The 21,707-nt window shown below is 66.2% G+C and carries 18 protein-coding genes and 1 pseudogene; 11 read left to right on the top strand and 8 right to left on the bottom strand.

Annotated elements, in window-relative coordinates; translation table 11 throughout:
• Position 1: 1 nt before the first annotated feature.
• The 6 genes and pseudogenes from LPA45_RS21325 to LPA45_RS21300 form a co-directional block, all read left to right on the top strand.
• Positions 2-181: pseudogene (locus LPA45_RS21325) on the top strand (methylmalonate-semialdehyde dehydrogenase (CoA acylating)); the annotation flags it as partial.
• Between the two features lie 262 nt (positions 182-443).
• Positions 444-758 (top strand): DUF485 domain-containing protein, encoded by a 315-nt coding sequence (locus LPA45_RS21320; protein WP_116321161.1) that lies wholly within the window; start codon positions 444-446, stop codon positions 756-758.
• Entirely contained in the window at positions 755-2,428 is a 1,674-nt protein-coding gene (gene actP, locus LPA45_RS21315; RefSeq protein ID WP_317919785.1) for a cation/acetate symporter ActP, read from the top strand. The genes LPA45_RS21320 and actP overlap by 4 nt, the downstream gene beginning before the upstream one ends.
• An 86-nt stretch (positions 2,429-2,514) precedes the next feature.
• Positions 2,515-3,069: a cytochrome b gene (locus LPA45_RS21310; protein WP_317919786.1), complete on the top strand. Its 555-nt coding sequence runs from the start codon at positions 2,515-2,517 to the stop codon at positions 3,067-3,069.
• Positions 3,069-4,064, top strand: a complete 996-nt coding sequence (locus LPA45_RS21305; protein ID WP_317919787.1) for a nitronate monooxygenase family protein — start codon at positions 3,069-3,071, stop codon at positions 4,062-4,064. Before LPA45_RS21310 ends, LPA45_RS21305 begins: the two co-directional genes overlap by 1 nt.
• Complete coding sequence (locus LPA45_RS21300; RefSeq protein ID WP_147316228.1) at positions 4,065-4,490, top strand: hypothetical protein; 426 nt, start codon at positions 4,065-4,067, stop codon at positions 4,488-4,490.
• 12 nt (positions 4,491-4,502) lie between these two features.
• On the opposite strand, the gene LPA45_RS21295 is transcribed toward LPA45_RS21300, so the two are convergent.
• Positions 4,503-5,384 carry a LysR family transcriptional regulator gene (locus LPA45_RS21295; RefSeq protein ID WP_317919790.1) on the bottom strand — a complete coding sequence of 294 codons (882 nt, stop codon included), beginning with the start codon at positions 5,382-5,384 and terminating at the stop codon, positions 4,503-4,505.
• 139 nt (positions 5,385-5,523) lie between these two features.
• Here LPA45_RS21295 and LPA45_RS21290 point away from each other — a divergent pair, with 139 nt between their 5' ends.
• Positions 5,524-6,222, top strand: a complete 699-nt coding sequence (locus LPA45_RS21290; protein ID WP_367395108.1) for an MOSC domain-containing protein — start codon at positions 5,524-5,526, stop codon at positions 6,220-6,222.
• A gap of 22 nt (positions 6,223-6,244) precedes the next feature.
• Here the strand turns inward: LPA45_RS21290 and LPA45_RS21285 are convergent, their stop codons facing one another.
• The 6 genes from LPA45_RS21285 to LPA45_RS21260 all read right to left on the bottom strand — a co-directional run bounded on the left by LPA45_RS21285 (position 6,245) and on the right by LPA45_RS21260 (position 11,595).
• Positions 6,245-7,363 carry a nitronate monooxygenase family protein gene (locus LPA45_RS21285; RefSeq protein WP_317919793.1) on the bottom strand — a complete coding sequence of 373 codons (1,119 nt, stop codon included), beginning with the start codon at positions 7,361-7,363 and terminating at the stop codon, positions 6,245-6,247.
• Positions 7,364-7,452: 89 nt separating this feature from the next.
• Positions 7,453-8,340: a LysR substrate-binding domain-containing protein gene (locus LPA45_RS21280; protein WP_116321154.1), complete on the bottom strand. Its 888-nt coding sequence runs from the start codon at positions 8,338-8,340 to the stop codon at positions 7,453-7,455.
• Positions 8,341-8,554: 214 nt separating this feature from the next.
• Entirely contained in the window at positions 8,555-9,106 is a 552-nt protein-coding gene (locus tag LPA45_RS21275; protein WP_317919818.1) for a substrate binding domain-containing protein, read from the bottom strand.
• A complete protein-coding gene (locus LPA45_RS21270) occupies positions 9,103-9,354 on the bottom strand; it encodes a hypothetical protein (RefSeq protein ID WP_317919794.1) in 252 nt (83 codons plus the stop codon). The genes LPA45_RS21275 and LPA45_RS21270 overlap by 4 nt, the downstream gene beginning before the upstream one ends.
• A 4-nt stretch (positions 9,355-9,358) precedes the next feature.
• Complete coding sequence (locus LPA45_RS21265) at positions 9,359-9,673, bottom strand: cupin domain-containing protein (RefSeq protein ID WP_317919795.1); 315 nt, start codon at positions 9,671-9,673, stop codon at positions 9,359-9,361.
• Between the two features lie 203 nt (positions 9,674-9,876).
• Positions 9,877-11,595: a sigma 54-interacting transcriptional regulator gene (locus LPA45_RS21260; protein ID WP_317919820.1), complete on the bottom strand. Its 1,719-nt coding sequence runs from the start codon at positions 11,593-11,595 to the stop codon at positions 9,877-9,879.
• Between the two features lie 205 nt (positions 11,596-11,800).
• On the opposite strand from LPA45_RS21260, the gene LPA45_RS21255 reads away from it, so the two are divergent.
• The 4 genes from LPA45_RS21255 (at position 11,801) to LPA45_RS21240 (ending at position 20,324) form a co-directional block, all read left to right on the top strand.
• Complete coding sequence (locus LPA45_RS21255) at positions 11,801-13,351, top strand: acyl-CoA carboxylase subunit beta (protein ID WP_116321150.1); 1,551 nt, start codon at positions 11,801-11,803, stop codon at positions 13,349-13,351.
• Positions 13,352-13,416: 65 nt separating this feature from the next.
• Positions 13,417-16,734 (top strand): carboxyl transferase domain-containing protein, encoded by a 3,318-nt coding sequence (locus LPA45_RS21250; protein ID WP_317919796.1) that lies wholly within the window; start codon positions 13,417-13,419, stop codon positions 16,732-16,734.
• Between the two features lie 44 nt (positions 16,735-16,778).
• Complete coding sequence (locus LPA45_RS21245; protein WP_317919797.1) at positions 16,779-19,250, top strand: CoA transferase; 2,472 nt, start codon at positions 16,779-16,781, stop codon at positions 19,248-19,250.
• A gap of 105 nt (positions 19,251-19,355) precedes the next feature.
• Complete coding sequence (locus LPA45_RS21240; RefSeq protein ID WP_376790673.1) at positions 19,356-20,324, top strand: tripartite tricarboxylate transporter substrate binding protein; 969 nt, start codon at positions 19,356-19,358, stop codon at positions 20,322-20,324.
• A gap of 33 nt (positions 20,325-20,357) precedes the next feature.
• Here LPA45_RS21240 and LPA45_RS21235 read toward each other — a convergent pair whose 3' ends face one another.
• Complete coding sequence (locus LPA45_RS21235) at positions 20,358-21,695, bottom strand: LLM class flavin-dependent oxidoreductase (protein ID WP_317919800.1); 1,338 nt, start codon at positions 21,693-21,695, stop codon at positions 20,358-20,360.
• Positions 21,696-21,707: the final 12 nt, after the last annotated feature.

Genomic DNA, 21,707 nt, shown 5'->3' with positions numbered 1-21,707 from the left:
ACCGATCCCGGTGCCCATGGCCTGGCACGGCTTTGGCGGCTGGAAGCGCAGCCTGTTCGGCGACATGCATGCCTATGGCGAGGAAGGCGTCCGGTTCTACACGCGCCAGAAGTCCGTGATGCAGCGCTGGCCCGACAGCATTGCAAAGGGTGCGGAGTTCGCCATGCCGACGGCGAAGTAGCCGCTGCGGGCCGCACGGTCCTCGCCGTCCGCCCCGTCCGCCCCGTCCGCGCCATCGCGCGTCAATCCAAGCACCAGGCCGCATGTCTCTGACAGGCGGCCTTTTTTCGCATGCACCCGGCCGTTTCCGCAGGGTTTTATCCCTCACCGGCAGTGATGGAAGGCATCACCAAAGATCGTTTTACATGAGGGCTCCGGCCACCTAATTTAGGCGTACCCAACCTTATCTGCATCACTGCTGCACGATCAAAAAAGGAGGAGACATGCCCCATACAACCGCCTATTCCATCATTGGCGAACATCCACTCTTCGAGGAACTGGTCCGGCGACGAAAGCGGCTGGTGGTGGTGCTATCCGCCGTCACGCTGGTGCCGTACTACCTTTTCATTCTCGTCGCGGCGCTGAGCCCCGATACGCTGGCCGCACGGATCTCCGCGCAAAGCAGCGTCAGCGTCGGCTGGCTGGTCGGGGTGCTGATCATCCTCGGCGCGTGGCTGCTGACCGGCCTCTACGTAAGCCGTGCCAACAATGAGTTCGACGGCCTCACCAGCAAGCTGATCCGGGAGGCCTCGAAATGAAGTCCATCGCCACCCTGTTCCTGGCATCGGGCGCGTTGCTGGGCGCCGCCGGCGTCCATGCCGCCCCGGCTGCCCTGCAGTCGGGGCAGACCCAGCCGATCAACGTGGTCGCCATCGTCATGTTCCTGATGTTCGTGCTGGCGACACTGGGCATTACCTACTGGGCCGCGTCCCGGACCAAATCGCTGGAGGACTTCTACACCTGCAATGGCGGCATCACCGGCTTCCAGAATGGCCTGGCACTGGCCGGTGACTATATGTCGGCGGCCGCGCTGCTGGGTGTCACCAGCATGATCTTCGCCAAGGGCTACGACGGCTTCATCTATGCAATCAGCTTCTTCGTCGCATGGCCGCTGCTGCTGTTCCTGCTCGCGGAGAAGATCCGCAATCTCGGCAAGGTGACGATCGCCGATATCGCCTCCTACCGGTTGGACCAGGACAGGATCCGTACCTTCATGTCCTTCGGCTCGCTGACGATCGTGTGCTTCTACCTGGTCGTCCAGATGGTTGGGGCGGGGCAACTGATCCAGCTGCTGTTCGGGCTCGACTACAACTACGCCGTGATTGGCGTTGGCCTGCTGATGATGATCTATGTCACCTTCGGCGGCATGGTCGCGACTACCTGGGTGCAGATCATCAAGGCGGTCCTGCTGCTTGCCGGCGGCACGCTGCTGGCGATCCTTGCGCTGTGGCGGTTCGGCTTCTCGTTTGAAACGCTGCTGACGGAGGCGGTGGCCAGCCACAAGGACGGCGTGAAGATCCTCGCGCCCGGCGCGCTCGTCTCCGATCCGCTTTCGATGCTGTCGCTGTCGGTGGGCCTGGTGTTCGGCACGGCGGGGCTGCCGCACATCCTGATGCGCTTCTTCACGGTGCCCGATGCGCAGCAAGCCCGCAAGTCGGTCTTTATCGCGACCGGGTTCATCGGGTTCTTCTTTCTTATCGTCGCGGTGCTGGGGCTCTCTGCCATCGTCATCGTCGGACAGGATGCGGCGTTCTTCGAGGGGGGCGTGCCGGGCGGCAAGATGATCGGCGGCAGCAACATGGCGGTCATGCATCTGGCCAAGGCGCTCGGTGGCGACTTGTTCCTGGGCTTCCTGTCAGCGGTTGCCTTCGCCACCATCCTGGCGGTCGTCGCGGGCCTGACCATGGCCGGCACCTCTGCGATTTCCCACGACCTGTATGCCAGGGTGCTCAGGAAGAATACCGCCAGCCCTGCGCAAGAGATGCGTGTGTCGCGCGTGGCGTCGGTGTCGATCGGCGTGGTTGCGGTAGCGCTCGGGATCCTGTTCAAGGAGCAGAACATCGCCTTCCTGGTGGCGCTGACCTTCGGCGTGGCAGCTTCGGTCAATTTCCCGATCCTGGTGCTTTCCATCTACTGGAAGGGGCTGACCACGCGCGGGGCGCTCGCGGGCGGCATCGCCGGGCTGGTTTGCGCGGTCGGGCTGGTCGTTCTGTCGCCCGCGGTCTGGGTCAAGATCCTTGGCTTCAAGGCAGCCGTCTTTCCCTACGACTATCCCGCCATCGTCTCGATGAATGTAGCGCTGCTGTGCACCTGGCTGGTCTCGGTCACAGATCGCAGCGCGCGCAGCCGCCGCGAGCGGGATGCCTATGGCGACCAGTTCGTCCGTGCGCAAACCGGCATCGGCGCGTCCGGCGCGGTGAGCCACTGAGGCAGCGGGTCGGTGGCGCAGGCGCTTGCCTGTCACGATTCGCCGATCCGCACAGACATGGATTTGAGTTCATTTGGAGTGGAACGATGCAGATGAGAGACACAGGACTGGGCTTTTCGCCCATCACGATCGGCCTGCACTGGCTGATCGCAGCCGCGGTGTCGGTAATGGTCTGGCTTGGCCTGTCGGCGGGCCAGATGGACGCAGGCGCTGCCAAGGCAGAGCTGATCGCGATGCACAGCACGCTGGGCACGGTGCTCTTCGTCGTGGCGGCATACCGGCTGTGGGCGCGGCTCACGTCCTATCACCCGCTGCCGGTGGGCACCCCGAATCCCATCGAAGTGATGATCAGCCGCTCGGTCGCCGTCGCGCTGGCGTTGGCGCCCGTGCTGCTGCCGCTTGACGGCTGGCTGGCCATGTCGGCAGCCGGTGACGTGGTGCGGCTGCCGGGAGGGATCGCGCTGCCTGCCATCGTGGGGCGCAACCCGGAGGTGGAGTACGTAGCCAGGCTCCTGCACAAGATCGGCGCGTACGCGTTCCTGGCCGGACTGGCGCTCCATATTTTCGGGGCCATGAAGAATCATTTCGTTCTCAAGAATGACACGCTGAAGCGCATGCTCGGCAAGCGAGTGGAGCTCTGATGATGCAACCGATCCAACAAGACACCCTGCACGCCGCGCCGATGGGGCCGGCGGCAGCCCTGTGCGGCATCCGCTATCCCGTGTTCCAGGCTGGCATGGCCGGCATATCGGGGCCGGCGCTGACCGCTGCCGTGTCCAATGCGGGTGGCCTGGGGCATATCGGCGGGCTGCGGCTGCCGCCGCTGGCATTGCGCAGGTGGATCCGGGAGACCAAGGCACTTACCGACAAGCCGTTTGGCGTGAACATCGTCCCATCTTTTGGCGGCCCGGAGGTTTTCGAGGCGCAGTTCCGCGTGATCCTCGAAGAGAAGCCGCGGGTGGTCTCGCTGTTCTATGGCGACTTTGCCGAGATGATCCCCCGCGCGAAAGCGGTCGGCATCACGGTGATCGTGCAAGTGGGTTCGGTTGCGCTTGCCCGGCAGGCGATAGCCTGGGGCGCCGACATCCTGGTCGCGCAGGGCGCCGAAGGCGGTGGCCACCTCAACCGCGGCACCATCGGCGTGCTGTCGCTGGTACCTGCCTTCGTCGAAATTGCCGAGGGCCGGCCGGTGCTGGCTGCCGGCGGCATCACCGATCGTGCCGACGTGCGGGCCGTGCTGGAAGTGGGCGCCGCCGGGGTGTGGGTGGGCACCGCCTTTGTCGCCAGCAACGAGTCCCTGGCGCACGACCTCTATAAACAGAAGATCGTGGAGGCGACCATCGATGACACCGAGTATCGGACCGGCTATTCGTTCGGATGGAAGTTCGGCACGCCGCACCGGGTGATCCCCAACCGCAAGAAGTGGAATCCGATCAAGTACGTCGGCGGCGGCGCGCGCGTCATCGACAAGCCGGAGATGGCGGAGAAACTGTCGCTGTACGCGGGGCAGGGGGTAGGCAAGATCCACGGTATCGTTCCCGCCGCCGAGCGCGTCGTGGAGCTGGTGGCGGGGTTCTCGGGCTGGCATGCGGGCGAACACCGTACCGCAGCGCCGCTCCTGCAGGCCGTCGCCTGAATGGCGCCACTCCTCAGGGCATTGCTGGTCTGCACCCTCGGCATGCCGCTGGCCGCCGTGTGGGCATCGGAAGCGGCGGTGTTTCCGCTGGTGATCACTGCACTGACTGCCGGCGTCCCGGCGCGGGTCGGGGCAAGGCGCATCGCGGGCTTTGCCGCTTCCCACCTGGTAAGCAGTGCAGCCGCATTCATCGTCGGCGCGCTGATGACTTCCCTGCCGGCAGCCCAGATCAGTCACCAGCCACTGCTATGGCTGCCTGGATGCATCGTGCTGCTGGGCATCCAGGCAACGATGCTGCGCCATCCTCCCGCGCTGGCCAGCGGCGGCGCGGTCCTGCTGGGCCTGCCGCTGCCGGCCGTCGTTGCCTGTACGGTGCTGACCGCGATCTTGCTGGGACTGGAAAGCCGGCTGGCGCGCGCCGGCTGACCGGCCGGCACATCAACCGGACACTGCGAATTGCTCATGCGCCAGGCTAGCCATCGCCCGCAGCGCCGCCGTTTCGAACGAGTCCTTGCGCCGGATAAAAACCGTCGCCACCTTCGCAAATTCGTCGGGCAAGCGATGGCATGAAATCTGGTCGCGCGATTCATGGTGCTCGACCACCGCCTTGGGCAGGATCGTGACGCCCATGCCCGCCGCGGTGCAGGACAGGATGCCGTCAAGCGTTCCGAGTTCCAGGATCTGCCCCGGGATCAGCCCGGCCTGGTAGAGCCATTGTTCCAGCGTGGAGCGATAAAAGCAGCCGGAGCGAAACACCAGCACGGTCTGCTGGGTCATCTCGTTGGCCAGCGCGGCAAGCGAGACGTACCTGTTGCTGCTGACCAGCACCAGTTCCTCATTGAAGATCGCTTCCTGGTGGAGCGAGGGGTTCTGGTGAAAGCCGCCGACAAAGGCGCCATCCAGCCGATGCGCCTCGACGGCCTTGATCAGCTCCGCCGTGGTGCCGGTGGCCAGCGATAGCTGCACCTCGGGATAGCGCTCGCGATACCGTGCCAGCACCCTTGGCAACCGCACCGCGGCGGTCGTCTCCATGGAGCCGAGCCGCAACGGACCGGCGGGCACGGAGCTGTCCAGCAGCGCGCTGCGGCTTTCCTCCGTGAGCTGGAGGATCCGCTGTGCATAGCCAAGGAAGACCTGTCCGGCCGAGGTCAGCGTGATGCCGGTCTTGCGGCGGATAAAGAGCGGCTGCTGCAGTTCGGCCTCAAGCTCCTTGACGCGCATGGTGATGTTCGATTGCACGCAGTGCACCTTTTCCGCGGCAGCCGTGAAGCTGCCATACTCCGCAGCCGCGCAGAACATCTTCAGCTGGCGCAGTTCCATGTCGCCGGGCCTCCATCCATGATTGGTAGTGATGCATGGAATGCCTATAAAGCATTAGCCATGCTGGCTGCTGTGAATCTATAGTCCGACCAGATGCATGACGGAGTCACCAATGCCTGAGACGACAAGCAACGTACCCATGGACGCGATCTTTGCCGGCGGCATCGGCATACTCGGCGAAGAAGGGCATCGCAGCGGCATCTTCAAGCGGCGCATCGACGGCGAGGTCCGGGTCGCCGCGGATGGCATCGTTGGCGATCAGCATGCGGATAGGCGGGTGCATGGCGGGCCGGAGAAGGCCGTCCACCATTTCGCCACGGAAAACTATGCCATCCTGGCGAGCGGCTTTCCCCCGGTTGCCGATGCGCTGGTTCCCGGCAGCCTTGGCGAGAACATTGCCACGGTCGGGCTCGACGAGTGCAGCGTGCATATCGGCGATATCTATCGGGCCGGCAGCGTGGTGCTGCAGGTTTCGCAGCCGCGCAGTCCTTGCTGGAAGATCAATCATCGTTTCGCTGTCGAAGGGATGTCGTTGCTGGTGGCCAGGGAACGCATCACCGGGTGGTATTACCGCGTGCTCCGGCCGGGATCGATCCGGCAGGGAGATGTTCTGGAGCGCCTCGAACGCGCGACCGGCCGGTTTTCGATCAGCGAGTTCTGGCAGGTCGTGTCGGCGCACGTCCCGGAAGTCGATGACATGCTGGCGCTGATTGCCGTGGATGGACTGGCCGATGACTGGAAGCGGCGGCTGACCGAACGCGTGCGGTGGATACGCGAGCGCCGTGCCACTTGTGCCGCCGCTAGTGCCACTACGCAGGCCGGACCGCTGCATCGCTGACACAGCGTCTGGCCCGGCAAGGCTAGGCGGTCACGCGTTGCAGCGAGGCCAGGCGCGCGATCGCGTCCTGGAGTTCCGACCGCAGCTGTTCGACCAGCGCGGCAGCGGGCAGCGATCGGGCCAGCGGTACCGCCTGTCCTGCCCACTGGGCCGCGTAGTCGGCGCTTCCCGTGGCCTTGGCGGCAGCGTGGAGCGCTTTGCCGGCGTCATACGTGATGGGATAGTCGGGAATGGCCGGCGCGTCCGGATGCTCGCCGAGCGCCGTGAAGCGGTTCGTGAAGCCCCGGGCGGCGCGGCCGGAGATGGCGCGCGTGAGCGTGGTAGGGCGCTTGCTGTCCGCCGCGAGCGCGCTGCGATAGGCGGCATCGACCGATGTCTCGGGGCTGGCGACGAAAGCCGTGCCAAGTTGCGCCGCTTGCGCGCCGAGCGCCAGTACCGCCGCAATGCCCGCGCCGTCCATGATGCCGCCGGCTGCAATCACCGGCAAGCCGGTGTTCTGCACCAGGACACGCACGAGCGCCAGCGTACCGAGCCCTTCGTCGTAGGCGGCCGGATCGAACACGCCGCGATGGCCGCCCGCTTCGATGCCCTGCGCAACAACGGCGTCGATACCCGCGGCTTCGATCTGGCGAGCCTCCTGCAGCGACGTCGCGCTGGCCAGCAGCACGATGCCCGCGTCGCGCAGCGCATCGATCTTGTGCTGGGCGGGAAGGCCGAAATGGAAGCTCACGACCGCGGGCTTTTCTTCCAGCAGCATCCGGAACATGTCCTCGTCTTCGACGAAGCTCTTGTAGATCTCACGCAGCGTGGCAGGGGCCGTGCCGTCGTGCTCCGCGAAGTGCGGGGCGAGGTAGTCGAGCCAGGCCTTCTCGCGCGCGGGATCGGAATGGGCCGGCGCATGGCAGAACAGGTTGACGTTGAACGGCTTGCCGGTCAGGGCACGCGTGTCGCGGATCGCCTTGCGCGCGCCCTCGGCGTCCATGGCGCCGACGCCGAGCGAACCCAGGCCGCCGGCTTCGGACACGGCTGCCGCCAGCGCGGGCGTACCGACGCCTGCCATCGGCGCCTGGATGATCGGCGTGGAAATTTGCAGCCGTGCAAGCAGGTTGCGGCGGTTGTCCAGGGGCTTCGATGTTTCCATGATGCAGTTCCTTTGTTGAATTGCCGGGCGCCTAGGCGCACCGGGCAGAAAACAGTTGCAGCCTGCAATGGCGCGCAGGCAGGCGTCCGTCAGTCATGGCGCAGTTCCCGCAGGAAGGCTTCATATCCCGACGTGCTGAAGCCGGATCGCCTGACCAGGAAGGTATGGACCGGCCTGATCGGTACCGTGTGGAATTCCGCCGCATCCGGATGCAGTGCCAGCAGGGAGCGCGGCACGATGCCGACGGCGGATCCTGCGGAGACATAGGCAAAGATCGCATGATAGGAAGGCATTTCCACCACGGAGAGCCGGCGCCGCATCTCCTCGCCGCCTGCCTCCAGCCAGGCTTCCGCGCATTGCCGATAGGTGCAGCCCCTGGCGAAGGCCGCCAGATGCCGCAGCGTGACGTCCCTGGGCTGGCGTACCTTCGGGTGCGTGGCGGGCAGCACCAGTACAAGCTCTTCGGTGCGCAGGAAAACGCCGTCAAGCCCTTCACCCAGCGCGGCGACATCGAGGCTGCGCGGCGCGCCCGTGCCCGGATGCGCCACCACCGCGCAATCGAGACGGTGCGCCAGCACGGCGTCGACCAGGAATTGCGTGGTGCCCGTCGTGACGGTCAGTTCGACATCCGGCCAGGCCGCGTGATAACGCCCCAGCGGCTTTGGCAGCAGCGTTGCCGCCGAGCTTTCCATCGAGCCCAGGCGCAGCCTGCCGCTTGGCGCATTGGTGCGCATGGACTGGCGTGCCTCCTCGGCCAGCGCGAGCAATTGCTCGGCATAGCCCAGCAGGCGCTGGCCCTCGGGCGTCAGGATCATCTTCTTGCTGTCACGCTGGAACAGCGCCACGCCCAGGCTTTCCTCCAGCTGCTTGATGCGCGTGGTGACGTTGGATTGCACCCGTTCCAGGGTCTTGGCCGCACGCGTGATGCTTTGTTCGCGTGCGACGGCCTGGAAGATTTCAAGTTCAGCAAGTTCCACACCGGCTTCGGCACCTTGCGGTGACGTTCTCAAAAAAAGAATGAAAGGTTATTTAGTATTGTGGATAGAGAATATTATGTCAAGGCGGATTCAGCCCGGCGTTCCGCCGGGATTCCACCGGGGATTCCGCCGGCGAAGCAGCGGCTTGCCAGAAATGGGCGGTGTGCCTTTGGATCGGTGGCGCCGGTCGCCTGCCGCGCCGGCAGGGATGGCGCTACGTGCTGACGGTAAAGCCGTCCTTCATCGCCTGCCGCAGATAGTCCACGAAGCTGCGCACTGCACGGGGCACGAACGGGCTATAGGGCCGGATGGCGAAGATGAAGTCCCCGAAGGCGCCGGCGGCACGCCAACCCGGCAGGACGCGGATAAGCTTGCCGCTTGCCAGGTCGGCCTGGGCGGTGAAGTCCGGCACCAGCGCAATCCCCAGGTGGTTCAGGGCCGCATCGCGCAGCGCTTCGCTATTGTTGGCCGCAAAGCTGCGGCGAATGCCGACGCTTTGCCGGCTCGGCGCGCCACGGGTCGGCACAAAGCTCCAGCTCGGCTGTTCGCCGCGGCGGAAGTAGTGCAGGCAGTTGTGTACGGCCAGGTCGGCCGGGGCTTGCGGTGTGCCGGACTTGCGCAGGTAAGCGCGGGAAGCAACCAGCACGGCCTGGGTGCGGCACAGCGTCCAGGCAATATGCGTATCCGGCGCCGCCGAAGCATGCCGGACCGCGAGGTCGAAGCCCTCGCGGGCGAGCGACGCGAAGGCCGCCGGGCATGTGTTCAGTAGTCGCTGAGTTTGTTGCCGTCGACTTCGACCAGCCGGTCGAGCCGCACGGTCTCGCCAGAGCTAAGCAGTACGTATTCGGCGCCGCCGCGGTTGAACACGTCCTTGACGGTAGCATTGCGATGCTGCAGAACGCCGTTGTCGTCGAGGTAGCTGACGCTGGTCCGCTTGCGCAGTGTCGCGAGATCTTCGAGACGGTCGTGGAACTCGCAGCTGATCGGGCTGTAGTCGTTGTGTTGGCTGCTCATGGTCTTACTCCTGGATAATCGCGCCGCCGACGTGCGCGAGGAAGAACACGGAATCTTCGAGGGCCTCGGCATCATGCTGTTCGCCGTTGCCGATCTTCATAAAGTCACCCGCGGACAGCACCAGGTCGCCGAAGCGGATGCGTCCCGACAGCACGAGGATCTGTTCAGGGCCTTCATGGTCATGCAGCGGGAAGCGGGCGCCCGCCTTGAATTCGATGATGTCTGCACCTTCGCCGTTCTCTGCCCAGATCGTTGCCACCCGGATGCCGGGGAAGCCAGTTTCAACGAATTCGCGGGCGGCGTTGGTGAAGTGAAGCATGTGGATCTCCTGCAGTGTGACTGGATCAGGCCATGAAGGTAGGTGAATCAGGCCTTCGTACATCGCTTACGATTCAATCGCATGCGATGAATATAAGATGATTCATGCCGGCATCGAAGTCAAGGTTTTTTTGAGGAGGTTTGCTTGCTGTGCACGCGTGCGGCCAACGTCACCACCGGGTGATATTGCCCTTATTTCGATCGCTATGCGTGCGGCCCGCGCTCCAGGATCTTGTACAGGTGCGAGCGGGAGATCCGCAGTTGCTCGGCCGCGCGCTTCTTGTTGCCGCCATGTCGCGCGACGGCGTCCATCACCGCGGCATAGGCAAGCTCCTTCATCCCCGCGGCGGGCTCGCTGGTTGATCGAAGTGCGGGAGAGGTCGATGGCGGGTCGTCTGCCGAGGACGTTTCGTGCGGATACGCTGGTTCGGCCGCATGCACGGAGGCGTGGCTTTCCAGGCCCGAAAGCTGCCCGCGTGCGGATTCGCCACGTGCAAAATCCGCCACGCGCAGCGTACGGCCGTCGCAGAAGACCAACGCTTCCTCGATGCGCTGGCGCAACTGGCGCACATTGCCGGGCCATGGCTGGCCGGCAAGATGGCGCGCCACCTCGTGGTCGATGCCCGGCGCCGGCATGCCGTTGCGCGCGCAGAAGGCATCGACGAAATGCTGCAGCAGGGCGGGAATGTCCTCGCGCCGCTGGCGCAGGGCAGGGATGCGCAGCACCACGCCACTGAGCCGGTAGTACAAGTCGAGGCGGAACCGCCCGGCGTCGATCAGTTCGGGAATGTCGCGGTTGGTGGCCGAAACCAGCCGGAAGTCGACCCGCTGCGCGCGGCGGCTGCCAAGGCGTTCCACCATGTGGTCTTCGAGCACGCGCAACAGCTTGACCTGCATCTCCATCGGGATATCGGCGACCTCGTCCAGAAAGACCGTGCCGCCGGCTGCCTGTTCGAGCTTGCCCGCCTGCCCCTGGCGCTGGCTCCCGGTGAAGGCGCCGGGCGCGTGGCCGAACAGCTCGGATTCGATCAGCGTGGCGGGCAGCGCGGCCAGGTTCAGGCTGACCAGCGGCCGTTCGCTTGCCGGCTCGGGCCCGGCACCGTGGATGGCGCGGGCCACCAGTTCCTTGCCGGTGCCGCTTTCGCCCAGGATCAGCACCGGCACGTCAAGGCGTGCCACAGTCTGGATTTCGCGGCGCAGCCGCTGCATCGGCGCGCTTTCGCCGATCAGGCCGAACGCCGGTTGCCGCTCGCGCACGCCGTCGAACTCACGCTGGTAGCGCGCCACTTCCGAGCGCAATTCGACCAGCTCCTTGTGCATGCGCCCAATGGCTTCCGGCCCCTTGAACATGACCTGGCCGATGGCCCCCACCACTTCGCCATCCTGGCGGATTGGCATGCGGTTGACCACCCGTGTGGCGCCATCCAGCTGCTGCAACTGCCCGATCTCGGCCTTGCCGCTGGCCACCACCTGCGGCAGCCGCGAGTTGGGGATGACGTCCGCTGCCGGGCGGCCGGTGCCGGCACCGCGCGCCAGGCCCAGGAATTTCTCGTGGACAGGGCTGATGAAGCGCACCAGGCCATCCCTGTCGACCACGGTGATGGCCTGGTATGGGTCGTTCAGGAAATAGTCGAGGATCGCGCCGGCGAAAGGCACCGTGCCAAGGAAGTCGAACAGAACGGCCTGTGGGTCGGCGCGGTGCAGGAGGATCAACTGGTGGTCGCTGTCTTCCAGGCACACGCCGATGAATCGCCGCGCGCCGGCTTCGACGGGGAACAGCTTGCGTCCCTGGCTCGGCTCCGCGGCGCGGGCGCATGCGGAGAACGCCGCGTCGGCGATGGCGGGGTCGGCGCAGGCCCCTAACGCCGCCAGCCGGGCGCCCTCGCGCGAGCAAACCAGGGCGCCAAGCGCGGCCCTGTCCATGCCTTCCACTGGTGTCTTCAATGAGGACACTGCCGTCTCCGTGCGTGCCTGTGTTGCGGACACGTCTGTGTAGTCATGGCGGACATCCTAACGGCGCTCAGGAAATTGTTCAATGAAATCAATGTGTTTTCGAGCCTGGTGTGGCTGGCACGGCTCCTGCGGAGAGTTGGCGAGCATGTACCGCGAAAAGACACAGGAGAGGACAGTGAGCTGGCAGCCTGAAATCGACGAACTGGCCTACCGACGGCGGCTTGCCGCCCGGATGGGCGGCGAAGGCAAGGTGGAACGCCACAAGGCGGCTGGCAAGCTGACGGTGCGCGAGCGTATCGATGCACTTGCCGATCCCGGCTCGTTCCGCGAAGTGGGAGGCCTGAGCGGCAGCGGCCGCTATGACAGCAACGGGCGGCTGGTGGACCTCATTCCGTCGAACTTGGTGATGGGCCGCGCGCAGGTCGGCGGCCGGCCGGCCGTGCTGGTGGGCGACGACTTCACCGTGCGCGGCGGCGCCAACGAGGGCGCAGTGGGCGACAAGCTGATCCACGCCGAAAAGATGGCGCACGACCTGCGGCTGCCGATGATCCGGCTGGTCGACGGCACCGGTGGCGGCGGTTCGGTGCGCAATATCGAGATCAAGGGCCATACCCTGATTCCCACCATGAAGGTCTGGCAACACGTGGTGGAGAACATGTCCGTGGTGCCGGTGGTGTCGCTGGCATTGGGATCCGTGGCGGGCATGGGCGCGGCCCGCGTGGCCGCCAGCCACTATTCGGTGATGGTCAGGGAAACCTCGCAACTGTTCAACGAGGGTCCGCCATCGGTGGTGGCCCGCTTCGGCGAGGAACTGAGCAAGAACGAGCTGGGCGGCAGCCAGATCCACACCCGCAACGGCGTGGTGGACGACGAGGTCGGCACCGAGCAGGAGGCCTTCGCGCGCGCGCGGCGGTTCCTGTCCTATCTCCCGGCTTCCGTGTTTGAACTGCCGCCGCGGATCGAGCCCAGCGACGACCCGGCGCGCCGCGACGAATGGCTGCTGTCGGCGATTCCGCGGGATGGCCGGGCCGACTACAAGATCCGGCCCATCGTGCAGGCGCTGGTGGATGCCGATTCGTTTTTCGAGATCGGCATGCACTGGGGCTGCGCTGTCATCACCGCCCTGGCCCGGCTCGATGGCTGGCCGGTGGCCGTGATCGCCAGCGACCCGTCCTTCCATGGCGGCAGCTGGGACAGCGACAGCGCCGAGAAATTCACGCGCTTTGTCGACATGGCCCAGGCGTTTCACCTGCCCGTGGTCAACCTGGTCGATACGGCCGGGTTCCAGGTCGGCCTGGAGGCCGAGAAGGCAGGGATCATGCGCTACGGCGTACGCGCGCTGGCCGCCCTCTACCAGGCCACGGTGCCGTGGTGCTCGGTGATCCTGCGCCGTGCCTACGGCGTGTCGGCAGCGGGCCACCAGCACATGGGGCGCTTCAACTTCCGCTATGCCTGGCCATCGGCCAACTGGGGCGCATTGCCGATCGAAGGCGGCCTCGACGTCGCCTACAAGGCCGAGATCGAAGGCGCCGACGATCCGGTGCAGAAGCGTGCCGAGATCGAGCTGCGCGTGCGCAGCCTGACGTCACCGTTCCGCAGCGCGGAAGCCTTTGTCATCGAAGACATCATCGACCCGCGCGAGACCCGCACGCTGCTGTGCGAGTTCGCCAACCTCGCGGCACCGCTGCGCGAAGCCGGCACCAGCCGGTTTGGCATCCGGCCTTGAACGGGCCGCTGCTACAGCGCGTGCCTGCCCGGCACTGACATCCAAATACAAACGAGGAGACTGCATTGAAAAAGCTGTTGATTGCCAATCGCGGGGAGATCGCGCTGCGCGTCCTGCGCGCCGCACGCGATCTCGAGATCGGGACCGTCGCGGTCTATTCGCAGGACGACCAGGGCGCCTTGCACCGGATCTTGGCCGACGAGGCCGTCGCCCTCGACGGCGCCGGTCCGGCCGCGTACATCGACATCGCTGGCATCATCGCCGCGGCGAAGGCATCCGGCTGCGATGCGATCCACCCGGGCTATGGCTTCCTCAGCGAACGGGCGGATTTTGCGCAGGCCTGCCACGACGCCGGCATCCGCTTTATCGGTCCCACGGTCGAGCATCTTGCGCTGTTTGGCGACAAGGGGCGTGCGCTTGAGTTGGCGGCCGACAGCGACGTCCCGGTCATGCCGGCGACACGTGGCGCAGCGTCGCTCGATGAAATCACCAGCTTCTTCGACCAGCAAGGCGGCGCCGGCGTGGTGATCAAGGCGGTCGGCGGCGGCGGCGGCCGCGGCATGCGTGTGGTCCGCCGGCGTGAGGACCTGGCCGAGGCCTATGCGCGCTGCCGCTCCGAGGCGGGTTCGGCGTTCGGCATCGATGCGGTCTATGCCGAGCGGCTGGTGGCGCGCGCGCGCCATATCGAAGTACAGATCGCCGGCGACGGCGCGCACGTCATCGCCCTCGGCGAACGTGACTGCACCTTGCAGCGCCGCTTCCAGAAGCTGGTGGAAATCGCGCCCAGCCCGGTACTCAAGCCGCAACTGCGCGAGCAGATCATCAAGGCGGCGCTCAGGCTGGCGCGCCGCGTCAACTACCAGAGCCTGGGTACCTTCGAGTTCCTGGTCGAGGAAACCGAATCCGGCGAGCAGAAGGATTTTGTCTTTATCGAAGCCAATCCCCGCTTGCAGGTCGAGCACACCATCACCGAGCAGGTCACCGGCGTCGATCTCGTCGCGCTGCAGATCGGGCTCGCCGCGGGGCAGACGCTCGCCGAGCTCGGCCTGGATCCCGCTGCGCCGCCGCAGCCCAGGGGATACGCCATCCAGGTGCGCATCAACGCGGAAATGACCGATGCACAAGGCCTGGCACGTCCGGCGCACGGCCGCCTGGAGCGTTTCGACCCGCCCTCGGGTCCCGACGTCCGCGTCGATTCCCATGGCTACACCGGATATGAACCGTCGCCCAATTTCGACACCTTGCTGGCGAAACTGATCGTCAGCAGCGCAACACCCAGGTTCGAAGCGGCCGTGCGGCGCCTGCAGCGCAGCCTGGCAGAATTCCGCATCGCCGGCGTGCCGACCAACCTCAATTTGCTGCGTGCGCTGGTGCAGCGCGACGACTTCCTCACCCAGGACGTCCATACCCGGCACTTCGAGGCGATCATGCAGGAGCTGGCCGCATCGGCGGAGGCCATTGCGCAAGCCGGACGCGCGCAGGAAGCCTTGCTGGGCGGCGCGGCCCGTCCATCGCAGGCCCACACGCCCCATCATGCCGATCCGGAAGAGGAAATCAGCGAAGGGCTGGCGGCGATCCGCGCACCGCTGACCGGCCGGGTGGTAGAGATTGCCGTCGCGCTGGACGACATCGTCAAGCCCGGCCAGACCATCGCGGTGCTGGACGCCATGAAGATGGAGCACGCCATCGTCGCGGAGTGCGGCGGGCGCGTGGTCGACCTGCGGCTGGAGCCGGGCGCACTGGCCGCCGAAAACCAGGTGCTGATCGTGCTGGAGCAGCTCGAGGCCGATGGCATTTCCGTGGCTGCCGTGCAGCAGGTCGATCCGAATGCGATCCGCGCGGACCTGCAGCGCGTGCTGGACCGGCATGCCTACCTGGATGACGCCGCGCGTCCCGATGCCGTTGCCAGGCGCCGCTCGCGCGGGCAGCGCACGGCCCGTGAAAACCTCGCCGACCTGTGCGATCCGGATACCTTCGTCGAGTATGGCGCGCTGGCGCTGGCGGCACAGGCTTCACGCCGCAGCCAGCAGGACCTGATCGTCAACACCCCGGCGGATGGCCTGATCACGGGCATCGGCAATATCAATGGCGAACTGGTCGGCAAGGAGCGGGCCCGCAGTGCGGTGATGGCCTACGACGCCACGGTGATGGCCGGCACGCAGGGCAAGCGCAACCATATCAAGACCGACCGCATCGTGGAGGTCGCGCTGCGTGACGAACTGCCCCTGGTGCTGTTTGGTGAAGGCGGTGGCGGCCGGCCCGGTGACGTGGATTTCCCTTCGGTGTCGGGGTTGTACCAGCCGTCGTTCGCCGCCTTTGCGGAGTTGAGCGGCAATGTGCCGGTGGTGGGCATTGTCTCGGGGCGCTGCTTTGCCGGCAACGCGGCCTTCCTCGGCTGCTGCGACGTCATCATTGCCGACAAGTCGGCCAATATCGGCATGGCGGGACCGGCCATGATCGAAGGCGGCGGCCTTGGCATCTACAGCCCCGAAGAAGTCGGCCCGGCATCGGTGCAGCTTGCCAATGGCGTGATCGATGTCCTGGTCGACAACGAGGCTGAAGCCGTGCAGGCAGCCAAGCACTACCTGTCGATGTTCCAGGGCCGCGTGGCGCACTGGAGCGCGCCGCAAGCGCTGGCGCTGCGCCATGTCGTCCCCGAGAACCGGCTGCGCGTGTACGACACCCGCAAGGCCATCGAGGGCATCGCCGACGTCGGCAGCGTGCTGATGCTGCGCAGCGGCTTCGGCGCGGGTATCCACACCGCGCTGGCGCGCGTGGAAGGGCAGCCGGTCGGCATCATGGCCAACAACCCCTATCACCTTGGCGGAGCCATCGACGCGGATGCCGCGGACAAGGCGTCGCGCTTCATGCAGCTGTGCGATGCGCACGGGCTGCCGATCGTCTCGCTGATCGACACCCCCGGGTTCATGGTCGGGCCGGAGGTCGAGGCCCGCGCACAGGTGCGGCACGTGTCGCGCATGTTCCTGACGGCCGCCAAGCTGCGCGTCGCCTTGCTGGCGGTGACGCTGCGCAAGGGCTACGGCCTCGGCGCCATGGCCATGGCGGGCGGTGGCTTCCGCTCGGCGAGCTTCACCGTGTCGTGGCCGACCGGCGAGTTTGGCCCGATGGGACTGGAAGGCGCGGTCAGGCTGGGCTTCAAGAAAGAGCTGGAGGCGGTGCCGGATGGCCCCGAGCGCAAGGCGCTGTTCGACAGGCTGGTCGCCCAGTCCTATGAGCGCGGCCACGCGATCAACACGGCGGCTGCCGTCGAGATCGACGCGGTGATCGACCCTGCGCAGACACGGAAATGGATCGCACAGGGCATTGCGTCCGCTGACGTGCGCAGCCGCAGGGAACGCCGCGGCTTCATCGATGCGTGGTAAGCGCCGTACTCCGACGAGTCCATACACAGAGCCAGGAGGTTTGCATGATCAAGCATGGGTTTGACCCGGCGCAGCTGGCGCTGGGTGGGTTGCGCGTGCTGGAGGTCGGCAGCGGGCCGGCGCTGGCGTACGCGGGCAAGCTGTTTGCCGATTTCGGCGCCGAAGTCATCAAGGTGGAGAGCCCGGCTGGCGACGCGTGGCGGCAGATGCCGCCCATGGTCAGCGCCCCGGGTGCCGCGCAGCCGGAAAGCGCGCTGTTCGCCTGGCTGAACACCAACAAGCGCAGCGTCACCGCGGCGGACGGGAAGGCCGAGGATGGCGCATGGCTGGCCCAGCTGGCGCGGACGTGCGACGTTGTGCTGGATGCCCGTGCCCTGACTGAAGGCCCGGGCATTCTTGGCGCGCCGGTCTGGCAGGGTACGGCCGAAGATCCGCAGGAACACGAGCCGATCGAGGTGGCGCTGACCTGGTTCGGCGAGACCGGGCCGTACAGCCACCATGCAGGCGCCGAAGCGGTGTGCCGCGGGCTTGCCGGCGCCGTGCACGGCAGTGGCCCGGCAGATGGCCCGCCACACATGCCGCACGACGTGCAGACGGCGATCGTGGTCGGGCTGAGCGCATTCTCGGCCGCTGTCGCGGCGGTGATCGGTAGCGGGCAGGGGAGCCGCCGTTATGTGCTGAGTGCCCACGAAGCCATCTTCAGCGTGGTCGAGATGGAGGCCGGCATGGTGCAGGACAACCGCCACCCGCTCCGGCGTCTTGGCGTCAACCGGTTCTGCGGCACGCATCCGGCCGGCATTTATCGGACTGCCGAGGGGTGGATCGGCATCTTCACGCACACGCTGCCGCAGTGGACGGGGCTGTGCGAGGCCATCGGACGTCCGGACCTCGCCAGCGATCCTCGCTACGCGAACGGCCAGGAGCGGATGAACCGGGCGGACGAGATCGACGACCTGCTCGTTCCCGCGTTCCTGACACGCACGGCTGAGCAGTGGTTCGAGATCCTGGGTGACAAGAAGCATCCGGCAGTCATCGTGCCGACCATGGAAACGCTGCTTGGCCAGGCGGTGCATCGCCAGCGCGGTGCCTTCGTCCCGGTCGGCGTGGGCGGCGCTTCGTTCGAAGGCCCGGTCGTGCCGCTACCCCTCGATGCGGCGGGACCGCTGCCGGGCGGTGCTGCGCCGGCAAAGGGCGCGCACGACCTGCACTATCGGACGTCGGGACTGGATCATCGCCCGCGTTTGCAGCTTGCGCGAACGGCCAGCGAGCGCTTGCCGCTGCAAGGCATCCGCGTCGTCGACCTGACCATGGGCTGGGCGGGGCCGCTTGCGGCCAGGACGCTGGCCGACTTCGGCGCGGAGATCATCAAGGTGGAAAGCACCGGCTATCCCGACTGGTGGCGCGGCGCCAATTTCACCGAGGCGTTTTACCGGGACAGGTTGTACGAGAAGAACTCGAACTTCAACCTGATGAACCGCAACAAGCTGGGCATCACGCTGGACCTGACACGGCCGGAAGGCAAGCAACTGCTGCTGCAACTGGTCGAAGGCGCCGACGCGGTCATCGAGAATTACTCCGCCGAGGTCTTGCCCAAGCTGGGGCTGGACTACGAGGCATTGCGCGCCAGGAACGACCGGCTGGTCATGCTGTCGATGCCGGCATTCGGGCTCGGCAATGCGTGGAGCAATACCCGCGCTTATGGCGGCACGCTTGAGCAGGCCAGCGGGCTGCCGCTATACACGGGGCACCCCGATGGCCCGCCCGCCATGACGTCATACGCCTATGGCGACCCGATCGGCGGCCTGAACGGTGGCGCGGCGATCCTGCTGGCGCTGTTTGCCCAGCAAGCGACGGGGCAGGGGCGGCATATCAACCTGTCACAGGTCGAGGCCATGTTGCCGATGGCCGCACCGTTCATCCTGGAGCAATCCATCTCCGGCGCCGTGTCGCCTCGGCAGGGCAACCGGCATCCGATGTACGCGCCGCATGGCTGCTTCCGTTGCACGGGCGAGGACGCTTGGATCATGCTCACGGTGGCCGATGCGGACTGGCCCGCGCTGGGCCGGGCGATCGGCCGCGCAGACCTCGCTGCCGATCCACGGCTGGCGCAAGCAGCAGGGCGGCGGGTCGAGGAAGAACGAATCGACGAAGCCATCAAAGTCTGGTGCGCAGGCAGGGACCCTGAAGCGGCAATGCACCTGCTGCAACAGGCCGGGGTCGCTGCCGGCGTGGTCCGGCCCATGTCGCAGGTGCTGGAGGACATCCATCTGCGTGCGCGGGGATTCTGGCGTGAAGTGGAGCGCGCCCACATCGGCACTTACACGGCCAGCACACCCTGGTTTCGGACCGGTCCGCAGCCAACGCCAGTGCGGAATGTCGCGCCGACGCTGGGCGAACACACCGAAGCCGTGTTGAGTCGCGTGCTTGGACTGGGCGCGGACCAGATCGCAGACCTGGAGCGACAGGGCATCACCGGCACGGTCGCAAAGCCAAAGCGCGCGAAGGAAACGCCGTAGGCCCGGCAAGCATTCAGAACATCATTATTACGATACGGAGACGACGTGAATAAACCGACAGGGATGCCGCGCTGCCAGGCCAGCGCAAAGACCAGCAAGTTCAGCATGGCGGCAGTCACGCTGGCCGTGGTGGCCACGGCCATGGCCGCGCCGGCAGCGGCGCAGGGTACCGGCTGGCCCAACAAGCCAATCCGGATGATCGTTCCCTTCCCGGCGGGGTCGTTCACCGATACCGTGGCACGGGTGCTTTCGGAGCGCCTGACCAAGTCCCTCGGCCAGCCCGTGGTCGTGGAAAACAAGGCGGGCGCGAACGGACTGATCGGTGTCGGCGAGGCGGCCAGGGCAGCGCCGGACGGGTACACCTTGCTGGTCACCAACTCCAGCAGCATCACCATCAACCCGCAAATCTACAAGAAGGGCACTTACTCGCCGAAAGACTTTACGCCAGTCACCCTGGTCCTTGAAGCGCCATTTATCCTCGTCACGAATCCAGAATGGTCGCAGAAAAACGCTGTGGGTTCGGTACCGGAACTCATACGCTACGCCACGCAGCATCCCGGCAAGGTCAGCTATGGCTCGGCCGGACCGGGCAATATCGCGCATCTCAGCTTCGCCATGCTGAACAACCGGGCGAAGATCAAGACCACGCACATTCCGTACAAGTCGGCTGCACAGGCGCAATTGGCGGTGATCAGCGGCGAGCTGGATACGGCCTTCGACACCTGGACGGCGCTGCCTCAGATCAAGGCCGGCAAGCTGAAGCCCATCGCCGTCAGCGCATCGAAGCGCATGACGCAGTTGCCGGATGTGCCGACGCTGGAGGAGCTTGGCATCTCGCCGTTCAATGTGACCTTCTGGATCGGGATGCTGGCGCCGGCCGGCACGCCGCCGCAGATCGTACAGAAGCTCCATTCGGTCACGCAGGGGCTTCTCGAAGACGCGAAGGCAAAGGCAGCCTTGGGCCAGCAAGGCGATGTCGTGATGATCGATCCCGCAAACTTCGCGAAGCGCGTGGAGAAGGAAGAAAGCAGCTGGACGGCGGTGATCCAGCGTGAGGGCATCACGCTGGATTGACCCGGCAGGCGGCCCGGCCGGGACGTCGCCGCATCAGCGTGCGGAGACGCCCGGCCGTTCCAGGCCGTAGTGGCCGCGCAGCGTGCGCGCGTCATATTCGTACCGGAACAGCCCCTTGCGTTGCAGGATGGGAACCACATGCTCGACGAAATCGTCGAGGTGGGCGGGCAGCACAGGCGGCATCACGTTGAAGCCATCGGCGGCGCCGCTGGCAAACCAGTCCTCGATCGTATCGGCGATGCGTTGCGGCGAGCCTGCGATCGTGTAGTGGCCGCGCGCGCCGGCGAGCTTGTGGAGCAGTTCGCGCAAGGTCGGGCGTTCACGCTCCACCAGTGCGGTGATGACCACGGCGCGGCTCTGTGCCGCCTGTACCGTGGCCGGGTCGGGAAAGTCCTGCACCGACAAGGTCTTGTCCAGGTCGAGATGGGAGAAGTCGTGGCCGCCGAACCGGTTCGACAGGCGCGCCAGGCCGACGGAAGGCGCCGTGAGCGCGTTCAGCTCGTCCCAATGCCGCTGCGCTTCGTCGTCGGTCGATCCGATCACCGGGCTGATGCCCGGCAGGATGATGATCTGGCCGGGTTCGCGCCCGAGCAGCCGGGCCCTTTCCTTCAGCTCGCGATAGAAGCTGATGGCGGTGTCCTTTTGCAGATGGGCGGTGAATACGGCTTCCGCATGGCGGGCGGCAAAGGCCTTGCCCGCGTCGGACGAGCCGGCCTGGACCAGCACCGGTCGACCCTGGGGGCCGCGCGGCAGGTTCAGCGGGCCGGCAACGCGATGGAACGGGCCGACGTGGTCGACCGGGCGTACGCCTGCAGGCCGGACATACTGGCCGCCATGCGGATCGTCGATGACGGCGTCGTCGTCCCAGCTGTCCCACAGCTTCGTGACCGCTTCGAGGAAGTCATGCGAGCGGGCGTAGCGCTCCGCATGCGGCGGTTGCGTGTCCAGGCCGAAGTTGCGGTTTGCGCCCTGCACCCAGGAGGTCACGATATTCCAGCCAACCCGGCCGCCGCTGAGATGGTCGAGCGAAGCGAACTGGCGTGCCAGGTTGAACGGCTCGGAATAGGTTGTCGATGCGGTGGCGATCAGGCCGATCCGCTCGGTCGCTCCGGCCAGCGCGGCGACTGCCGTCAGCGGCTCCAGCGCGCCGCCGGCGACGTGCTCGATGCCGTCGCCCAGCGCGAGCGCATCGGCCAGGAATACCGAATCAAAGCAGCCTGCCTCGGCAGTGCGCGCCAGCTGCCTGAAATAACCGATATCCGTCAGTGCCTGGCGCGTCGCGCGCGGATGGCGCCAGCCGGCTTCGTGGTGGCCGCGGCCGTGGATGAAGAGGTTCAGGTGCAGGCGCCTGTTGTGCAGATTGTTCGACATGATCGGAGTGAG

Source organism: Cupriavidus sp. Agwp_2 (genome assembly GCF_040784895.1).
Taxonomy (GTDB): Bacteria; Pseudomonadota; Gammaproteobacteria; order Burkholderiales; family Burkholderiaceae; genus Cupriavidus.
The sequence above is the reverse complement of the archived record's forward strand: the minus strand, read 5'-3'. Positions and strand labels throughout refer to the sequence as shown.